Annotated in this window: 19 protein-coding genes; 10 read left to right on the top strand and 9 right to left on the bottom strand. The window is 65.7% G+C overall.

The window, feature by feature from the left end:
* Positions 1-7 precede the first annotated feature (7 nt).
* Genes FFS18_RS02935 through FFS18_RS02925 form a run of 3 tightly spaced genes read right to left on the bottom strand, consistent with a single transcriptional unit; the run spans position 8 to position 1384 of the window.
* Positions 8-472 (bottom strand): RidA family protein, encoded by a 465-nt coding sequence (locus FFS18_RS02935; protein WP_137869681.1) that lies wholly within the window; start codon positions 470-472, stop codon positions 8-10.
* Between the two features lie 10 nt (positions 473-482).
* Positions 483-1124: an HAD family hydrolase gene (locus tag FFS18_RS02930; RefSeq protein WP_137869680.1), complete on the bottom strand. Its 642-nt coding sequence runs from the start codon at positions 1122-1124 to the stop codon at positions 483-485.
* Positions 1121-1384 carry a DUF3572 domain-containing protein gene (locus FFS18_RS02925; protein WP_137869679.1) on the bottom strand — a complete coding sequence of 88 codons (264 nt, stop codon included), beginning with the start codon at positions 1382-1384 and terminating at the stop codon, positions 1121-1123. Before FFS18_RS02925 ends, FFS18_RS02930 begins: the two co-directional genes overlap by 4 nt.
* Positions 1385-1473: 89 nt before the next feature.
* On the opposite strand from FFS18_RS02925, the gene FFS18_RS02920 reads away from it, so the two are divergent.
* Both FFS18_RS02920 and FFS18_RS02915 read left to right on the top strand, forming a co-directional pair.
* Positions 1474-1836: a response regulator gene (locus FFS18_RS02920; RefSeq protein WP_120217731.1), complete on the top strand. Its 363-nt coding sequence runs from the start codon at positions 1474-1476 to the stop codon at positions 1834-1836.
* Between the two features lie 489 nt (positions 1837-2325).
* On the top strand, positions 2326-2811 hold the full coding sequence (locus tag FFS18_RS02915) for an Lrp/AsnC family transcriptional regulator (RefSeq protein WP_137869678.1): 486 nt from the start codon (positions 2326-2328) through the stop codon (positions 2809-2811).
* Between the two features lie 284 nt (positions 2812-3095).
* On the opposite strand, the gene rpmG is transcribed toward FFS18_RS02915, so the two are convergent.
* The 6 genes from rpmG to FFS18_RS17350 all read right to left on the bottom strand — a co-directional run bounded on the left by rpmG (position 3096) and on the right by FFS18_RS17350 (position 8465).
* Positions 3096-3263, bottom strand: coding sequence for a 50S ribosomal protein L33 (rpmG, locus tag FFS18_RS02910; RefSeq protein WP_058818055.1), 168 nt, complete (start codon positions 3261-3263; stop codon positions 3096-3098).
* Between the two features lie 217 nt (positions 3264-3480).
* Entirely contained in the window at positions 3481-4218 is a 738-nt protein-coding gene (locus FFS18_RS02905) for an energy transducer TonB (protein ID WP_137869677.1), read from the bottom strand.
* Positions 4219-4366: 148 nt separating this feature from the next.
* Positions 4367-5677, bottom strand: a complete 1311-nt coding sequence (gene gltX / locus FFS18_RS02900; protein ID WP_137869676.1) for a glutamate--tRNA ligase — start codon at positions 5675-5677, stop codon at positions 4367-4369.
* Positions 5678-5730: 53 nt separating this feature from the next.
* Positions 5731-6150 (bottom strand): DoxX family protein, encoded by a 420-nt coding sequence (locus tag FFS18_RS02895; protein ID WP_171005202.1) that lies wholly within the window; start codon positions 6148-6150, stop codon positions 5731-5733.
* A 107-nt stretch (positions 6151-6257) separates the two neighbouring features.
* Positions 6258-7925 (bottom strand): NAD+ synthase, encoded by a 1668-nt coding sequence (locus FFS18_RS02890; protein WP_137869674.1) that lies wholly within the window; start codon positions 7923-7925, stop codon positions 6258-6260.
* Between the two features lie 39 nt (positions 7926-7964).
* Positions 7965-8465 (bottom strand): DUF2306 domain-containing protein, encoded by a 501-nt coding sequence (locus FFS18_RS17350; protein ID WP_171005201.1) that lies wholly within the window; start codon positions 8463-8465, stop codon positions 7965-7967.
* A gap of 144 nt (positions 8466-8609) precedes the next feature.
* Between FFS18_RS17350 and FFS18_RS17345 the strand changes: the two genes are divergently transcribed.
* From FFS18_RS17345 to pheT, 8 genes are all read left to right on the top strand, one after another.
* Positions 8610-9392, top strand: coding sequence for a LytTR family DNA-binding domain-containing protein (locus FFS18_RS17345; RefSeq protein ID WP_171005200.1), 783 nt, complete (start codon positions 8610-8612; stop codon positions 9390-9392).
* A gap of 72 nt (positions 9393-9464) precedes the next feature.
* Positions 9465-10400: a ribose-phosphate pyrophosphokinase gene (locus tag FFS18_RS02880; RefSeq protein ID WP_120217724.1), complete on the top strand. Its 936-nt coding sequence runs from the start codon at positions 9465-9467 to the stop codon at positions 10398-10400.
* 4 nt (positions 10401-10404) lie between these two features.
* Complete coding sequence (gene hisN / locus FFS18_RS02875; RefSeq protein WP_137869673.1) at positions 10405-11187, top strand: histidinol-phosphatase; 783 nt, start codon at positions 10405-10407, stop codon at positions 11185-11187.
* A gap of 137 nt (positions 11188-11324) precedes the next feature.
* Complete coding sequence (rpmI, locus tag FFS18_RS02870) at positions 11325-11528, top strand: 50S ribosomal protein L35 (RefSeq protein WP_120217722.1); 204 nt, start codon at positions 11325-11327, stop codon at positions 11526-11528.
* Between the two features lie 13 nt (positions 11529-11541).
* Positions 11542-11907, top strand: coding sequence for a 50S ribosomal protein L20 (gene rplT, locus FFS18_RS02865; protein WP_120217721.1), 366 nt, complete (start codon positions 11542-11544; stop codon positions 11905-11907).
* A gap of 492 nt (positions 11908-12399) precedes the next feature.
* Positions 12400-13302 carry a helix-turn-helix domain-containing protein gene (locus FFS18_RS02860; protein WP_137869672.1) on the top strand — a complete coding sequence of 301 codons (903 nt, stop codon included), beginning with the start codon at positions 12400-12402 and terminating at the stop codon, positions 13300-13302.
* A gap of 78 nt (positions 13303-13380) precedes the next feature.
* Positions 13381-14478 carry a phenylalanine--tRNA ligase subunit alpha gene (pheS, locus tag FFS18_RS02855; protein WP_137869671.1) on the top strand — a complete coding sequence of 366 codons (1098 nt, stop codon included), beginning with the start codon at positions 13381-13383 and terminating at the stop codon, positions 14476-14478.
* A complete protein-coding gene (gene pheT / locus FFS18_RS02850; protein WP_137869670.1) occupies positions 14475-16862 on the top strand; it encodes a phenylalanine--tRNA ligase subunit beta in 2388 nt (795 codons plus the stop codon). Before pheS ends, pheT begins: the two co-directional genes overlap by 4 nt.
* Positions 16863-16872 lie beyond the last annotated feature (10 nt).

Here is a 16872-nt window from a genome sequence, read left to right as displayed (position 1 = left end):
GCCAGCCTTAGGCGGGCTTCACCGCGACGATTGCATCGGCCTCGACCGCAGCCCCGAGCGGCAGCACCGCAACGCCCACGGCGGCGCGCGCATGGCGGCCCGCTTCGCCGAACAGCGTCTCGAACAGTTCCGACGCACCATTGGCGACTTTCGCCTGATCGGTGAAGCTCGGCGCGCTGTTGACGAAGACGCCGAGCTTGACGACGCGCTCGATACGCGACCAGTCGCCGCCGATCGCCTGTCCGATCTGCGCGACGAGCATCAGCGCGACGCGCTGCGCCGCGTCCTGACCGCCCGCCACATCCATGTCGTCGCCGAGGCGCCCGGTGACAACCTGCCCATCGCGAAAGGGCAGCTGGCCGCTGACATAGAGCAGACCATTCTGCTCGACGACGGGGACATAGGCGGCAACCGGGGCCGCAGCCTTGGGAAGTTCGAGGCCGAGTTCGGCGAGTTTGGCGGCGATGTCCATGATGCGTCCTTTATGCGAGTTCGGGGGTGGGGGCGGGGATGTTTTCGGTCAGCCGCGCCAATATCCAGTCGCGCGCGACATTCCAATCGTCGATGCGCGCATGGGCATGCCGGGCCGGGACGATCTTGTCGGCGATCGCGGGTTCGCCAACCAGATGAAGCCGCCACACTTCGGGCGCTTCGTGCGCCACCGAGCTGTGGTGGTTCGCGAGGTCGTCGATGAAGATTGCCACCGAGGGTCGATATTGTTCGAGCAGGCGGCGCACCGGTTCGCCCTTGCCGCCGCGGCTGCCGATCACCGGCGCGTGGAAATCATGACTCGCCAGCTGGTCGATCCGCGCCTGCTGATGGTCGGGGCCGACATTGGTCAGGACGACGATATCGGCCTGTTCGGCGATCGTCGCCATCGCGGCGAGCGCGCCGGGAATCGGATATTGCCGCGGCATTTCGGTGCGGAAAAAGCTGTCGAGCAGCGGCCAGACTTCGGCCGCCTCCAGCGGTGTGCCGCATTCCTTCCGCTTCAGCGCCCCGGCGAAACTCGCATCCTCGATGCGAAATAGCACGCCATGTTCGGCATCGACCCATTCGGCAAATGGAACGACCATGTGCATCAGCACCTCGTCGCAATCGGTGATGACGAGCGGGCGGTTCATCGGTGCAATCCTTCCAGGCGCAGCGACGCCGCCGCGATGGCGGCGGGCGGCACCTGCAGCGCATCGGCGCAGGCGACAAGGTCGTTTTCATGGCTCGTCAGAAACGACAGGATCGCCGCGAGTGTCGCCTGCTCGCCCAGTGAGGATCGGAGGTCGCTCGGCGCCAGGCCGGTGAGCCCGAGCAGCCGCTCGGCGCGCGGTTCGTCGGTCAATATCCAGCCGAGCGCCTGAAGCGCCAGAGCCGCGTCATCGTCGTGCAAGGCATTTTTCCCTTCAACGGGAGGCAATTGTGTCGTGCGGCCGATTCGCCTAAACGGGCCGCGAACGCAAGGTGGGGAAGCGGAGTATCATGGGCAAGACCATATTGGTCGTCGAGGATAATGAGCTGAACCTGCGCCTCTTCTGCGACCTGCTCAACGCCCATGGCTATACCGCGCACCCGGTCCGCGACGGGCGCGATGCGCTTAACAAAGCGCGCGAGATTGCCCCCGACCTGATCATCATGGACATCCAGCTGCCGCATGTCAGCGGGCTCGAGCTGATCGGGCAGATGAAGGCCGACCTGACGCTGCGCGCGGTGCCGATCATGGCGGTAACCGCCTATGCCGGGAAGGGCGACGAGGAACAGATCCGCGCCGCCGGCGCCGAAGCCTATGTGTCGAAACCGATTTCGGTGATCAAGTTCATCGAAAGCGTCGGGGCGTTTGCCTGAGCGGGCAGGCGTGGGCGCGCGGCCGAAGCAACAGGTCGCCCCCGCGCAGGCGGGGGCCGCTGTCGATTTACACGGCAGCGCAGAAATAGGCGGCTAGCGGCCCGCGCCTTCGCGGGGGCGACGTTGTTAGCATGTCCGCTGCCTACCCCAACCCTAACGCCTGCACGCACGCCAAAGCGAGGCCCGGCCAGTCCGCGACGTCAGCCGTTATAACGTCGTACCTTCTCCGTCCCACGCGAAGGGCTGCGTTCGCTCCACGGGGCAGCATAATGGATCGCCACCATGGCTGAGGATGCTTCGATCACCGCACTCCACACGCGATGGAACCGGTTCGAATCGGGGATTATCGTCATTGTTCATCTCCTGCGTCGGGCGCCGCAGCAAGGGAGAGAGGGCGGGCCCGACGGGCGATTTTTAGGCCCAGGGGAATGGCGATTGGCGCCAAAATTGACCGTGTGGGCGACCAATTTTTGTGCTATTTGATCAATCATGCGAAAAATCGCCGACATTGACCGGTTCGACCGGCAGCTCTTGGCGCTGGTCCGCCAGAACAACCTCGAGCCCGCGCGCGTGCTCGCCGACAAGGTCGGCCTGTCGCTATCGGCGGTGCTGCGCCGCCTGCGGCGCCTGCGCGATGAAAAGGTGATTGTTGCGGACATAGCGGTGGTCAATCCGGCGCTCACCGGTTCGGCGCTGACCATGCATGTGCTGGTCCAGATGCAGCAGGCGGGGCCGCAGACGATGGACAATTTTGCCCGCGCGATCGTGCATCATCCCGAAATTACCGGGGCGTGGGACATCACTGGCGAGGATGATTTCCTGCTCAAGGTGCAGGTCGGCTCGATGGAGGAATATGATGCCTTCACCCGCCGCGCGCTGGGCGAGGACAAGGGCGTTCATTCGTTCACGACCTTGATCGCGATCCGCAACATCATCGAAAACGACGTCGCGCGGCGCCCGCTGCGCGACGGGTGAGAACGGCGGGTCGAACGGATAGCGCGGGATTTTTGTAAGGGGCCGAAACTGGCCGTCGCCCTCGCGCAGGCGGGGCCCGCCGCCGGCTTACGCGACGATGCAGGAATAGGCCGCTTGCGCCCCCGCCTGCGCGGGGGCGACGCTCAGAGGTAACGTCGCCCGACAGCCCCGAAGCCTGCATACGCACACGGAAAAGGGCGGCGCAAAAGGCCGCCCCTTGATCCCGGCCTTCGCCGGGATGATGCATCGTCAGCCCGTCCAGCACTGCCGAACGGGTCGATGCATCACTTGATCTTCGATTCCTTGAACTCGACATGCTTGCGCACGCGCGGGTCGTACTTCCGCACCGACATCTTTTCGGTCATCGTGCGCGGGTTCTTTTTCGTGACATAGAAAAAGCCCGTGTCGGCGGTGCTAACCAGCTTGATCTTGACGGTCGTCGGCTTGGCCATGGCCCTGTTCCTCGAAATAACTGCACATCCGCCGGAGCTCCGGAGGACGCGGCGGGACTAAGGGCCCCGGCGTTGGTGTGAAAAAACTCAGGGGCTGCGCGACGCCGCGCCGCCCCCAAAACTTCGCGCGCCTCTGACCGGATTCGACGCTTCTGTCAAGCAAAAGAGCGGGCGGACGGCAGCGAGCCGTCCGCCCAGGAGGGGTCTTGCCGAGCGATCAGGCCACCTTGATCTCGAAACGAACCGTCATCACCTTCCAGCTTTCTTCGGCCACACCGCCGCGCGTCGCCGGCTTGAAGCGCCATTTTGCCAGCGCGCGCCGCCTGGTTTCGACAAAGAAGCCGGGGCTGTCGGTGCTGATGAGCTCGACGGCCTTTACCCGCCCGTCGGTGCCGATGAGGACGCGGACCTTTGCCACGCCCGTGATCTCGCGCCGCTGTTCGCTCGCTGGATAGTCGGGCTGGAAGGCGCCCGCGTAACGGGGGTCGAGCTCGGCGAGAACCAGCTTCGGAAGCGGCGGCGGATCGGCGGGCCGGGCCGGAGGTCCGGGATCGATCGGGCCCGAGTCAATGACGACCGGCCCCTCGGTGACCCGATTGTCGGTGGTCGGATCGGCATCGATCGGCGAATTTACGGTATCGATTGCGGAGGACGATCGTTCGATCGGCTCCACCTTTTTGGCCGGTTGCGGCGGCAGCGGTTCGATCGGCTTGGCAAGGTCGATGAGCGTGCCCAGCAGCGGTTCGGTCTTCGGCGGTGCCACCATGACCATCGGTGACAGTGCGACCGCGACGACGAGCGCGGCGGGCAGGCCGATGGCAAAGAGCGCCGCCACCGGATGGCGGCCATGGTCGCTGCCATAGCTGTTGCGCGGCAGCAAGGTCGGTCCCGCCGCTGGCGCCGTCGTCGCCTCGGGCGCGGTCATGATGGTCGAAATCAAGGGTATCAGGGTCATGGCATCTCTCCTTGCCTGTCAGACCCGGCCCCGCCGTGCTTTGACCACTGCTATCGGCCAAGTCCGGTACTAGTGATAGTATATCATAACTATCTATGTCAAGCTTAAGGGTAGGGAAGCAGGTCGCGGGCTTGCCGTTGTTGCTTGGCTAGCTCGCGGCCAGCCGCGCGATCGCCTGATCTTTCGCGATCAACGGCAGCAGTTCCGCCATGTCAGGACCATGGTCGCGCGCGGTCAGGGCACGGCGGAGCGGCAGGAACAGGCGGCGGCCCTTTGCCCCGGTCGCTTCCTTCACCGCCGCGGTCAGCACATGCCAGGGGTCGGCGCTCCAGTCGATCGTGGGCGCAGCGGCAGCGGCGGCAGTCAGCACCGCGCGATCGGCCGGGTCGGCGAGCGGCGGCGAAAGCGGTCCGTCGAACACCCCCACCCAATCGGCGGCCTCTGCCACGGTCATCAGATTGGGGCGGATTGCATGCCAGCGTGCCGCGGTGATCGCGGCGGGCAAACGGTCGGCGACCGTTTCATAGTCGGTCTGGTGCAGGATCTTCTGGTTGAGCAGCGCCAGTTCGGCCTCGTCGAAGCGCGCCGGGGCGCGGCCAAAGCGCGCAAAGTCGATATGCTCGATCAGCGGCGTCAGGCTGGTCACCGGCTCGACCGGATCGCTGGTACCCAGCCGCGCGAGCAGCGCCGCGAGCGCGATCGGCTCGATCCCTTCGTCGCGCAAACTGGCCATGCCGAGCGAACCGAGCCGTTTTGACAATTTGCCCTCGGTACCCACCAGCAGCGCCTCGTGCGCGAAATGCGGTGGCGCGGCGCCCAGCGCGGCAAACATCTGGATCTGGGTCGCGGTGTTCGACACATGATCCTCGCCGCGCACGACATGGGTAATGCCCATTTCAATATCGTCGATCACGCTGGGCAGCAGGTACAGCCAGCTGCCGTCGGCGCGGCGCACCACGGGATCGGACATGGTTTTTGGCTCGAAATGCTGTTCTCCACGAACCAGATCGGCCCACTCGATCGGCGCGTCATGGTCGAGGCGGAAACGCCAATGCGGCGCCACGCCGTCGGGTACGGGGGCATCCGCCGCCTTGCGTTCATAGACCGGCGGCAATCCCCGTGAGAGCAGGATCTTGCGCCGGATGTCGAGTTCTTCGGGGGTTTCGTAACAGGCATAGACCCGCCCCGCCGCCTTGAGCTTGTCGAATTCGGCTTCGTACAGCGCAAAACGCGCCGACTGACGCGCCTCTCCGTCGATGTCGAGACCAAGCCACGCCAGGTCGGCGCGAATCGCATCGACATATTCGTCCTTCGACCGTTCAAGGTCGGTATCGTCGATGCGGAGCAGAAAACGCCCGCCATGCCTCCGCGCCCATAGCCAGTTGTGGAGCGCGGTGCGGACGTTGCCGACATGCAGGGTGCCGGTCGGCGAGGGGGCGAAGCGGGTCACGACGGTCATGCCGCGCGCCTATAACCACTTCGCCCGCCGCGCGCGACCCCAACCGTGCCGCGTCAGGCGCCGCGGCGGCGCTCCGGCCAATAAGCCCAGGCGATGGTGAGCAAAGAGACGATCAGGATGACGCTATATTCCATTCCATTGCGCCCCGCGCCGACCACGAACCAGCCAAAGGGCAAATGGACCATGATCATGCCGAGCGTCAGGATCGCCGCATGACCAAGCGCGGCAAAACTCGTCCAGCGCCGAGCGAGCATCAGTACTGGGCCGACGAGTTCGAACAGGGTCACCGCCAGCGCCCAGGCGAATCCCATCGGAAAGCCCTGGCTTTCCAGCCAGACGCCAAATGGCGCCACGCCACCCGCGATCAAGCGGAAAGCGCCATGAATCAGAATCAGTAACGCGACGGTGATCCGCAGCACGTCGAGCGCCCGCTCGGCCTTTTGCGGTGACGCCTTTTCACCAAATAACGCCATATCTTGCTCCCCCATTATTATTTCCCGATCCGCGAGCTTAGCGGCGAGCGGCAAGGGAACGAAGAGGGGAGGCGTACCGGTACCCGCCCGTAATCGGCGATGGGGGGTCAGCCGGTGCGGAAACCGTGGGTGATCGGATAACGCCGGTCGCGCCCGAAATTGCGCGTCGACAGCTTGACCCCCGGCGGCGCCTGACGCCGCTTATATTCGGCGAGCATCAGCAAGCGTTCGATCCGTACCACCGCATCGCGGTCGAACCCATATTTCGCGACGACATCATCGACGCTGGCTTCCTCTTCGACCAGCATGTGCAGCATGCGGTCGAGATCGGGATAGGGCGGCAGGCTGTCTTCGTCCTTCTGGTCGGGACGCAGCTCGGCGCTTGGCGGCTTGGTGATGATCGTTTCCGGCATCACCGGCGCGACCGGATTGCGCGACAGGCGAGGAACATTTTCGTTGCGCCACTTGGCGACCGCAAACACCGTCATCTTATAGGCGTCCTTGAGCGGATTATAGCCGCCCGCCATGTCGCCATAGATCGTCGCATAGCCGACGCTCATCTCGCTCTTGTTGCCCGTGGTCAGCAGCATCGGACCAAATTTGTTCGACAGCGCCATCAGGGTCACGCCGCGGATACGCGACTGGACATTCTCCTCGGTGATGTCGACATCGACATCGGCAAAGCTACCCGCCAGCATCGTGTCGAACGCTTCGACCGCCGGGACGATCGGGATGGTGTCGAGCTTGCACCCGACCAATTCGGCGCAGCCCGCAGCATCGTCGAGGCTCGCCTGGCTGGTAAAGCGGCTCGGCAGCATTACGCACCACACTTTGTCGGGGCCCAGCGCGTCGGCGGCGATCGCGGCGCAGATCGCCGAATCGATCCCGCCCGAAAGCCCGAGCACGACGCCGGGAAAGCGGTTGCGTGTCACATAGTCGCGCAGCGACACGATCATCGCGCTGTAAATGTCGGCGGGGTGCGCCTCCCATTCGGCAATCGCACCGGGGGCGCAGGTCCAACCGGCGCCATCCTTTGTCCAACGCGTTTCCCGTTCTTCCTCTTCCCAATCGGTCAGCCGGTGTGCCGTCGTGCCATCGGCGTTGAGTACGAACGAGCAGCCGTCGAACACAATTTCGTCCTGCCCGCCAATGCGGTTGAGGAAGATCAGCGGCAGCCCGGTTTCGGCCACGCGGCTGGCGAAGACCTGCGTCAGCCGCCGCTCGTCCTTGTCGATTTCGTAAGGGCTGCCATTGACCGAGATCAGCAGTTCGGCGCCCTGGTCGGCCAGATGCCGGCAAACTTTCGGCAGCCACCCGTCCTCGCAGATCGGCAACCCGAGCTTGATCCCGCGCCAATCGACGACATCAGGGAGCGGCCCGGGGACAAAGATGCGCTTTTCGTCGAAAGTACCGTAATTGGGCAATTCGTGCTTGCGCCGCGTGGCGACGATCTTGCCGCCATCGAGCAGCGCGACGATGTTATAAAGGTCCGCCCCATCGCGTTCGACCGACCCGACCAGCATCGCCGGGCCGCCATCCCCGGTTTCCAGCGCCAATTCGGCCAGCATGATCGCGGCGCGTTCCGCCAGCGCAGGTTTCAGCACCAGATCCTCGGGCGGATAACCGATCAACTGGAATTCGGGGTAGAGGATCAGGTCGGCCTCGGGGTGGCGCGCCCGAACGCTGCGCATGGCGTCGGCATTGGCGGCAAGGTCGCCGACCGCCTGCGTCATCTGGGCCATCACGATGGTGAGCGTTTGGACGGCGTCGGTCATGCCGCCGAGCCATACGCCCGGCGGCGGCGATTGCAATGCTCAGCCGAACAGAAGATCGGGAAGAAACCGTCCCGGCATCATGGCAAAGGCGCCCGCAACGATCAGTCCGATATAAACCCCGCGCATCGCGCGCTGGTGGGCAATGATATTGCCGCGCCGCGCATGCCAGATGCCCATGGGGATCGAATAAAGGGTGATCACCGAAAAGATGTGGATCGGCCCGATGCCGCCCGTCAGCCCGCGCAGCCAGAAGCTGTCGATCGCGGTCACCAGCATCAGCAGCGCCCAGACGCGCCCCGCCGCCTTGTGCCCGCGCGTTCCCTTGGGCGCCCACAGCACGAAAGCGCCGAGCGGCACCGCGGGGATCACGGTGCCGAGATGGATCCACAGCGCCCAGGCCGGGGTGCGATATTCGCCCTGTCCGCGCATCAGATAGCCCAGCGCCAGGACCGCGGCGGTGACCGCGGCAGTCTGGGCAACCGCGCGGATAAAGGGGGCGTAACGGCGGATGGGCGAGGCGGCTGCGGCTTGGGTGGTCATCGGATAGTCCTTGCTGGTCGATGCACCGCAGATGCCGCACGGCAATTGGCGGGCAATCGCGACTTCGCCGGTCCGGCCGAAAACTTCGCGAATCCGGCGCAGCTGCCAATTGACGAAGCGCCAAGTGGCAGCCAGACCGGCGTCATGGCGCGGAAAATTGCGATCGAAAGCTTCCTGATGATCGTCGCGGGGATCATCCTCGCGCTGATCGGCCCTTTCGGCAGCTACGAATTGCCGCTGGTGCAGCGGCTGGTCCTGTGGCCGCTGCTGGTCCTCTGCGGTTATCCGATCTTTGGCGGCCTCGGTGCCGTGGCGCGCTGGCTCGCCGAGGCGGTGCGCATCCCTTATGCGGTGACCATCGCGCTGGGCCTGGTCGTCGGTTCGATGCCGATGACCATGCTCGTCATGCTGCTCTGGCGGCGCGCATCGGTTGGCGAGGCGCTCCAGTCGCCGCTGCTCGGCGCGATCTATCTGCAGGTGCTGGTGATCGGGGTGATCATCCACACGGCAATGTATCTGCTTTTCCGCCCCGCCGCCGATCCCGAACCGACGACGGCCCCGGTGGCTCCGCCCACGCCGAAACCCGTCGCCGCGAATGCCGGGGGCGGCGCTGCTGCACCGACGGCGCCGACATTGCCGCTCCCGCCCGGCTTCGGTCCAGTGCGCGCTCTGAAAGGCGAGGATCATTATGTCCGCGTCATCGGCGACGGTCGCGAAGAGCTGATCCTGATGCGGCTGCGCGACGCCATCGAGCGGCTCGGCCATGCCGACGGCCTGCGCGTCCATCGCAGCTGGTGGGTAGCGCGCGGCGGGGTGACCGCGGTGCGCCGCGACGGACGGACCGCGATCCTGACGCTGGCTGGCGGGCAGGAGGTGCCGGTATCGCGCGACATGATGCCGCAGCTTCGCGCCGCTGGATGGCTTTAAGCTCTTCCCCTATCGCCCCCCGCTGGCTAAGGGGCGCGCAATCCTATCCGCCGCGAAAGGGCCGCGCACCCCATGAAACTGATCTCCGGCAACAGCAACCTGCCTCTCGCCCGCGCCATCGCGGACTATCTGGAACTGCCGCTGACCGACACCAGCGTGCGCCGCTTCGCCGACGAGGAAGTGTTCGTCGAGATCCATGAAAATGTTCGCGGCCAGGACGTGTTCATCGTCCAGCCGACCAATTTTCCGGCCAACGACAATCTGATGGAGTTGCTGATCATCACCGACGCGCTCCGCCGCGCGTCGGCGAAACGCATCACGGCGGTCATCCCCTATTTCGGCTATGCCCGCCAGGATCGCAAACCCGGCCCGCGCACGCCGATTTCGGCGAAGCTTGTCGCCAATCTGATCACCACCTCGGGCGCCGACCGCGTCCTCGCGATCGATCTGCACGCCGGGCAGATCCAGGGCTTCTTCGACATTCCGACCGACAATCTCTACGCCGCGCCGGTGATGAGCGCCGACATCCAGGCGCGCTTCGGCGACCGCAATCTGATGGTCGTGTCGCCCGACGTCGGCGGCGTGGTCCGCGCCCGCGCGCTCGCCAAGCGGCTCGACAATGCGCCGCTGGCGATCGTCGACAAGCGCCGTGAACGTGCTGGCGAATCCGAAGTGATGAACATCATCGGCGACGTGTCCGGGCGCTTCTGCATCCTGATCGACGACATCGTCGATTCGGCGGGCACGCTGTGCAACGCTGCCGGGGCGCTGAAGGCTGCGGGCGCCGAGGGCGTCGTCGCTTATTGTACCCATGGCGTCTTGTCCGGCGGCGCGGTCGCGCGCGTCGAAGCGAGCGAGCTCACCGAACTCGTCATCACCGATTCGATCCAGCCGACCGATGCGGTCAACGACAGCAAGAAGGTTCGCGCGCTGACCGTCGCCCCGCTGCTCGGCGAAGCGATCAAGCGCATCGCCGACGAATCGAGCGTCTCGTCGCTGTTCGACTGATCGCATGACGCTCGAATCCGACATTGCCATCGCCCATCGCCTCGCCGATGTGGCGGGCGCGGCCATCCGCCCGCTGTTCCGTTCGGCCTGGGCGCACGAAGCCAAGGCCGACGCCTCACCGGTGACCGAGGCCGACCGCGCCGCCGAAGCCGCGATGCGCCGCCTGCTCGACGCCGAAGCGCCGCGCGACGGGATCATCGGCGAGGAATATGGGACGGAGCGCGCGGAAGCGTCGCGCCAATGGGTGCTCGACCCGATCGATGGCACCGTCAGCTTCATGGCCGGACGCCCGATCTTCGGCACCCTGATCGCGCTGCTGCAGGACGGCTGGCCGGTGCTGGGCATCATCGACCAGCCGATCGCGGGCGAACGCTGGGTCGGCGCGGTTGGACAACCGACCTTGTTCAACGGCCAGCCGGCGCGGGCGCGAAGCTGCCGCTCGCTCGGCGACGCGGTGCTCGCCACCACCGGCCCGCAATATTTCGACAATCATGACGCCGAACATTTCATGGCGCTCGCGGCGAAGACCGCGCACAAGCGCATGGTCTTCGGCGGCGACTGTTATAATTATGGCCTGCTGGCGAGCGGTCACATCGATCTGGTGGTCGAGGCTGGCCTCAAGCTCCACGACTTCGCCGCGCTGGCACCGATCGTCGAGGGTGCGGGCGGGACGATGTGCGACTGGAACGGCGACCCGTTGAGCGCCGACAGTGCGGGCCATGTCATCGCGCTTGGTGATCCGGCGCGGCTCGAGGATGTGATCGAAGGGCTCGCCTGCCATCATTGAATGCGCGCCCGGCGCTGCGACACCTGCAACGCTTGCATTTCCGCGCGAATCCCCCTAAGCGCGCCGCTTCCGATTGTACCGGCTGGCGACAAGGGCTGCCAGGCCGATACGCAAACGGACTTCAAAAGGAGACCAAAATGCCCAAGATGAAGACCAAGAGCGGTGTGAAGAAACGCTTCAAATTCACCGCCTCGGGCAAGGTGAAGCACGGCGTCGCCGGCAAGCGCCACCGCCTGATTTCGCATAACGCGAAGTATATCCGTACCAACCGCGGCACCAGCGTGCTCAGCGATTCGGACGCAGCCCATGTGCGCCTCTGGGCGCCCTACGGCCTGAAGTAAGGAGCGCTAGACCATGTCACGCATCAAACGCGGTACGACGACGCACGCCAAGCACAAACGGATTCTGGAACAGGCGAAGGGCTATTATGGCCGTCGCAAGAATACGATCCGCATCGCCAAGCAGGCGGTCGAAAAGGCCGGCCAATATGCTTATCGCGACCGCAAGGTTAAGAAGCGGAGCTTCCGCGGCCTGTGGATCCAGCGCATCAACGCGGCGGTCCGCGCCGAAGGCCTGACCTATTCGCAGTTCATGCACGGCGTGAAGCTGGCCGGGATCGAGCTCGACCGGAAGGTCATGGCCGACCTCGCGATGAACGAAGGCGCGGTCTTCACCGCCATCATCGCCCAGGCGAAAGCGGCGCTGCCCAAGGCAGCCTGACGCTTTTCGGCCGAACGGCACGAAACAAGGGCGGTCCCGGCGGGGCCGCCCTTTTTCGTTGGGGTTTGGGCGGCTGGGATGTCGGCGGGGGACAAAACTGGCCGTCGCCGCCGCTCAGGCGGGGGCCGCTGTCGGTTTACGCAGCAATGCAAGAGTAGACGACGAGCGGCCCCCGCCTGCGCGGCGGCGACGATTCCCATCAACGTCCGCTTCTCACCCCGAACGAAGAAGCGGCGCGAAGCTTTCGCCTCGCGCCGCTTCGACAATGGTTCCAGTGGGAAACCATCGCCCCCCCGCCCGTTCCGAAAAGCCGTGGGTCGCAGAAAGCTGCCGGCCGGGTGAAGTTTGCAAATTTTTGCCCGTCGGAGAGCACCTCCAAAGGATGATTGGCGCAACTATGAAGAAGTTGGAACGTAGAAAATTGTACAAACCCGACAGAGAATAGCGTCAAAATGTTGTTTTTCGTCGTTAATGCTCGTTAGATGGATGTCGATGCCCGAACGCAGCGCGCCCGATGCCACCCCGTCCGACGTCCGAATCGCCACCCGGTTTTTCGCGGTGTCGTCGGCGCTGCGCTCCTATCTCAGCACCATCTATCTCACCGAAGTGTCGGTGCCCGCCGGGACCCGCGTCGACGACTATCTTCACCCCGAATGGGCCAATTTGCGCTTCGTCGACGGCGACGTCCCGTTGGCGTCGGTCGGCGGCGCCCCGGCGGTCCCGACGCCGCACTTTATCGCGACCGGCCCTACGAGCACCGCCACCTATTTCGCCGTCGGCAATATGCGCGTCTGGGGCATCGGCATCGTGCCACTGGGGTGGGCAAAGCTCATCCCGCTGCCGGCCGACGAAATGGCCGACCAGTTCTGCGACGGTGCCGCGCACCCCGCCTTTGCCGCATTCGTGCCGCTGGGCGAAAAGTTGCGGGGGGTGAACGATGTCGATGCCGCCGCCGCCATGATCGACGCCCATTTCTGCGCTTTGTTGGGTGACGCCCCGCCCGACGATCCCGCGATCCTCGCGGCGCACCGCGCGCTTGTTGACGACGACCTGTCGACCGTCGCCGACCTGTCGGCCAAGCTGGGGCTGTCCGAACGCTCGATCGAACGCCTCAGCCATCGCGCCTTCGGCTTTTCGCCCAAGCTCCTGCTGCGCCGCCAGCGCTTTCTACGCTCGCTGGCGCGCTTCATGCTCGACCCGTCGATGGCGTGGATCGATACGATGGATCATCATTATTATGACCAGGCGCAATTCACCCGCGACTTTGCCAAGTTCATGGGAATGAGCCCGCGCGAATATGCCGCGCGCCCCAAACCGATCCTGGGCGCCGCCGCCAAGGCGCGCGCCGCAGCAATCGGCGCGCCGGTCCAGGGGCTGCACAAGCCCGGCGGATAGCCCCGGGGCTTGACCCACGCATTGCGTTCGGTGCAAGCGGCGGCGCGGCTTTTGGTCGCCGCTGCAGGACGAATGATGATGAGCGATATTCAGGCCGTTCAGGCCCGGCTGGTGGACGACATAAATGCGGCGAGCGACCTCGACACGCTCGAAGCGCTGCGCGTCGCCGCGCTCGGCAAGGCAGGCAGCATCACTGCGCTCCTGAAAACACTGGGGGGGATGAGCCCCGAAGAGCGACAGGCGCAGGGGCCGCAGATCCACGCCCTGCGTGAAAGTGTCACCACCGCGATTGCCAGCCGCAAGGCGGCGCTCGACGCAGCGGCGCTCGACGTCAAACTCGCCGCCGAAGCGATCGACATGACGCTCCCCGCCGCCGAAACCCCGCGCGGGAGCGTCCATCCGGTCAGCCAGGTGATGGACGAACTCGCCGAAATCTTTGCCGACATGGGCTTTGCCGTCGCGACCGGTCCCGAGATTGAGGACGACTGGCACAATTTCACGGCGCTCAATATTCCGGAGACGCATCCGGCGCGCGCGATGCACGACACCTTCTATTTCCCGGAAGTTGGCGAAGGTGCCACGCAGCGTATGTTGCTGCGGACGCACACATCGCCGGTGCAAATTAGGACGATGATGTCGGAAGCCCCGCCGATCCGCATTATCGCGCCGGGCCGCGTGTATCGCAGCGATAGCGACGCGACGCATACGCCGATGTTTCATCAGGTCGAAGGTCTCGTCATCGACCGCGGCATCCATATGGGGCATCTGAAGTGGACGCTCGAGACGTTCCTGAAGGCCTATTTCGAGCGCGACGACATCGTGCTGCGGCTGCGCCCGAGCTATTTCCCCTTCACCGAACCCTCGGCGGAAGTGGACGTCGGCTACCGCCAAGAAAAGGGCCGCCGCATCGTTGGCGGACACGGCGACGATGACGGCCATGCGTGGATGGAGCTGCTCGGTAGCGGGATGGTCAACCGCCGCGTCATCGCCAATTGCGGGCTCGACCCCGACGAATGGCAGGGCTTTGCCTTCGGGGTGGGGGTCGATCGGCTGGCGATGCTTAAATATGGCATGGATGACCTGCGCGCCTTCTTCGACGGCGACCTGCGCTGGCTCAGCCACTATGGATTCGGCGCGCTGAGTGTCCCGACGCTGAGCGGGGGGATTTCGGCATGAAGATCACCCTCGAATGGCTCCGCGAGCATCTGGACGGTGATTTCACCGTCGCCGATGTTGTCGATACCCTCAACCGCATCGGCCATGAGGTCGAAGGCGTCGAAAATCCGGCCGACAAGTTCGCGGGCTTCCGCGTCGCCAAGGTGCTGACCGCCGAGAAGCATCCGCAGGCCGACAAATTGCAGGTGCTCACCGTCGATAGCGGTGACGGCGGCGCGCCGCTGACCGTGGTGTGCGGCGCCCCCAATGCGCGCGCGGGGCTGGTCGGCGTGCTTGGACTGCCCGGCGCGGTGGTGCCTGCGAACGGGATGGAGCTGAAAGTCGCCGCGGTGCGCGGGGTCGAATCGAACGGCATGATGTGCTCATCGCGCGAGCTGGAGCTGGGCGACGACCATGACGGGATCATCGAGCTGCCCGCCGATGCGCCCGTGGGCACCAGCTTTGCCGATTACAGCGGCGCGGGCGATCCGGTCATCGACATTTCGATCACCCCGAACCGGCAGGATTGCATGGGCGTGCGCGGCATCGCGCGCGACCTGGCCGCCGCGGGGCTCGGCACGCTCAAGCCGCTCGCCGTTCCGACGATCGCGGGCGAAGGCGCCCCCGCAACCGAAATCCGGACCGACGATCCCGAAGGCTGCCCCGCCTTTTACGGTCGCACGATCAGTGGCGTCGCCAACGGCATCGCCCCCGAGTGGATGCGCCGCCGCCTCGAAGCGGTCGGGCAGCGCTCGATCTCGGCGCTTGTCGACATCAGCAATTATGTGATGTTCGACCTGGGCCGCCCCAGCCACATCTATGATCGCGCCAAGCTGACGGGCCCGCTCGTCGCGCGCCGCGCCAAAGCGGGCGAGACGGTCACCGCGCTCAACGGCAAGGATTATACGCTCACCGACACGATGACGGTGATCGCCGACGACATCGGCGTCCACGACATCGCCGGGATCATGGGCGGCGAGCATAGTGGGTGCAGCGAGACGACGAGCGACGTGCTGATCGAGGTCGCCTATTTCACCCCCGAGCGCATCGCGCTGACCGGACAGGCGCTGGCGCTGACCAGCGACGCGCGCAGCCGTTTCGAGCGCGGGGTCGACCCGGCGTTTCTGGACGATGCGACCGCGATCGTCACTGCGCATGTGCTGGCGATCTGCGGCGGCACTCCCTCGGCGGTGACCCGCGCCGGAACCCCGCCCGCCGAGGTGAAGACGGTCGATTACGATCCCACGCTGTCGGCGACGCTGGGCGGCATCGCCATCGCCCCGGACCGGCAAAAGGACATCCTGACCGCGCTGGGCTTCACCGTGATCGAACAGGGCAGCCGCTGGCAGGTCGCGGTGCCAAGCTGGCGCCGCGACGTCGACGGCGCGCCCGATCTGGTCGAGGAGGTCACGCGCATCACCGGTTTCGACGCGATCGCGTCGGTGCCACTGCCGCGCAGTGATGGCGTCGCCAAACCGACCGCGACCCCCGAACAGCTGACCGAACGCCGTATGCGCCGCGCCGCGGCGGCGGCGGGCTTCCATGAAGCCGTCACCTGGTCGTTCATCAGCGAGAGCGACGCGGCGCCGTTCGGCGGCGGCGACTGGTCGCTCGCCAATCCGATCAGCGAAGATTTGAAGGTCATGCGCCCGTCGCTGCTCCCCGGCCTGCTCGCCGCGGCGCAGCGCAACCAGAACCGCGGCGCGGACAGCATCCGCCTGTTCGAAATCGGGCGGCGTTATCTGGCGGGCGCCGAGCATCCGACGCTCGCCGTGCTGATGGCGGGCGACAAGCGCGCACGCGGGTGGCAGGCGGGCAAGGCGGCGCCGTTCGACGCGTTCGACGCCAAGGCCGTAGCGCTGGCGCTGCTCGAAGCCGCGGGCGCCCCCGCCGACCGCTTGCAGGTCATGGAAGCGGTGAGCGAAGGCAGCATCTGGCACCCCGGCCAGTCGGCGACGCTGCGGCTCGGCCCCAAGGCGGTGCTCGCCGAATTTGGCGCACTCCACCCGCTGCTGACACGCCATTTTGATGTCGACGGCCCGGTGATGGCGGTGCAGATCTTCCTCGATGCCAATCCCGCCAAGCGCGCGAGCGGTCCGGCACGCGCCGCCTTCACCCCGCCCGCACTGCAATCGGTGCGCCGCGACTTCGCGTTCCTGGCGCCGACCAGCCTGACCGCCGCCGACTTGGTCCGCGCGATCCGCGGCGCCGACAAGGCGAGCATTGTCGATGCTCGCCTGTTCGACCGCTTCACCGGCCAAGGCGTGCCCGAAGGTCAGGTGAGCCTGGCGGTCGAGGTCGAATTGCAGCCGGTCGAAAAAAGCTTCACCGACGCCGAGCTGAAGGCGATCGCCGACAAGGTGGTCGCAGCAGCGGCGAAGGTGGGGGCGGTGCTGCGCGGGTGATGCGCGCTTG

The organism is Sphingopyxis sp. 2PD, from assembly GCF_005503695.1.
Taxonomy (GTDB): Bacteria; Pseudomonadota; Alphaproteobacteria; order Sphingomonadales; family Sphingomonadaceae; genus Sphingopyxis.
The sequence above is the reverse complement of the archived record's forward strand: the minus strand, read 5'-3'. Positions and strand labels throughout refer to the sequence as shown.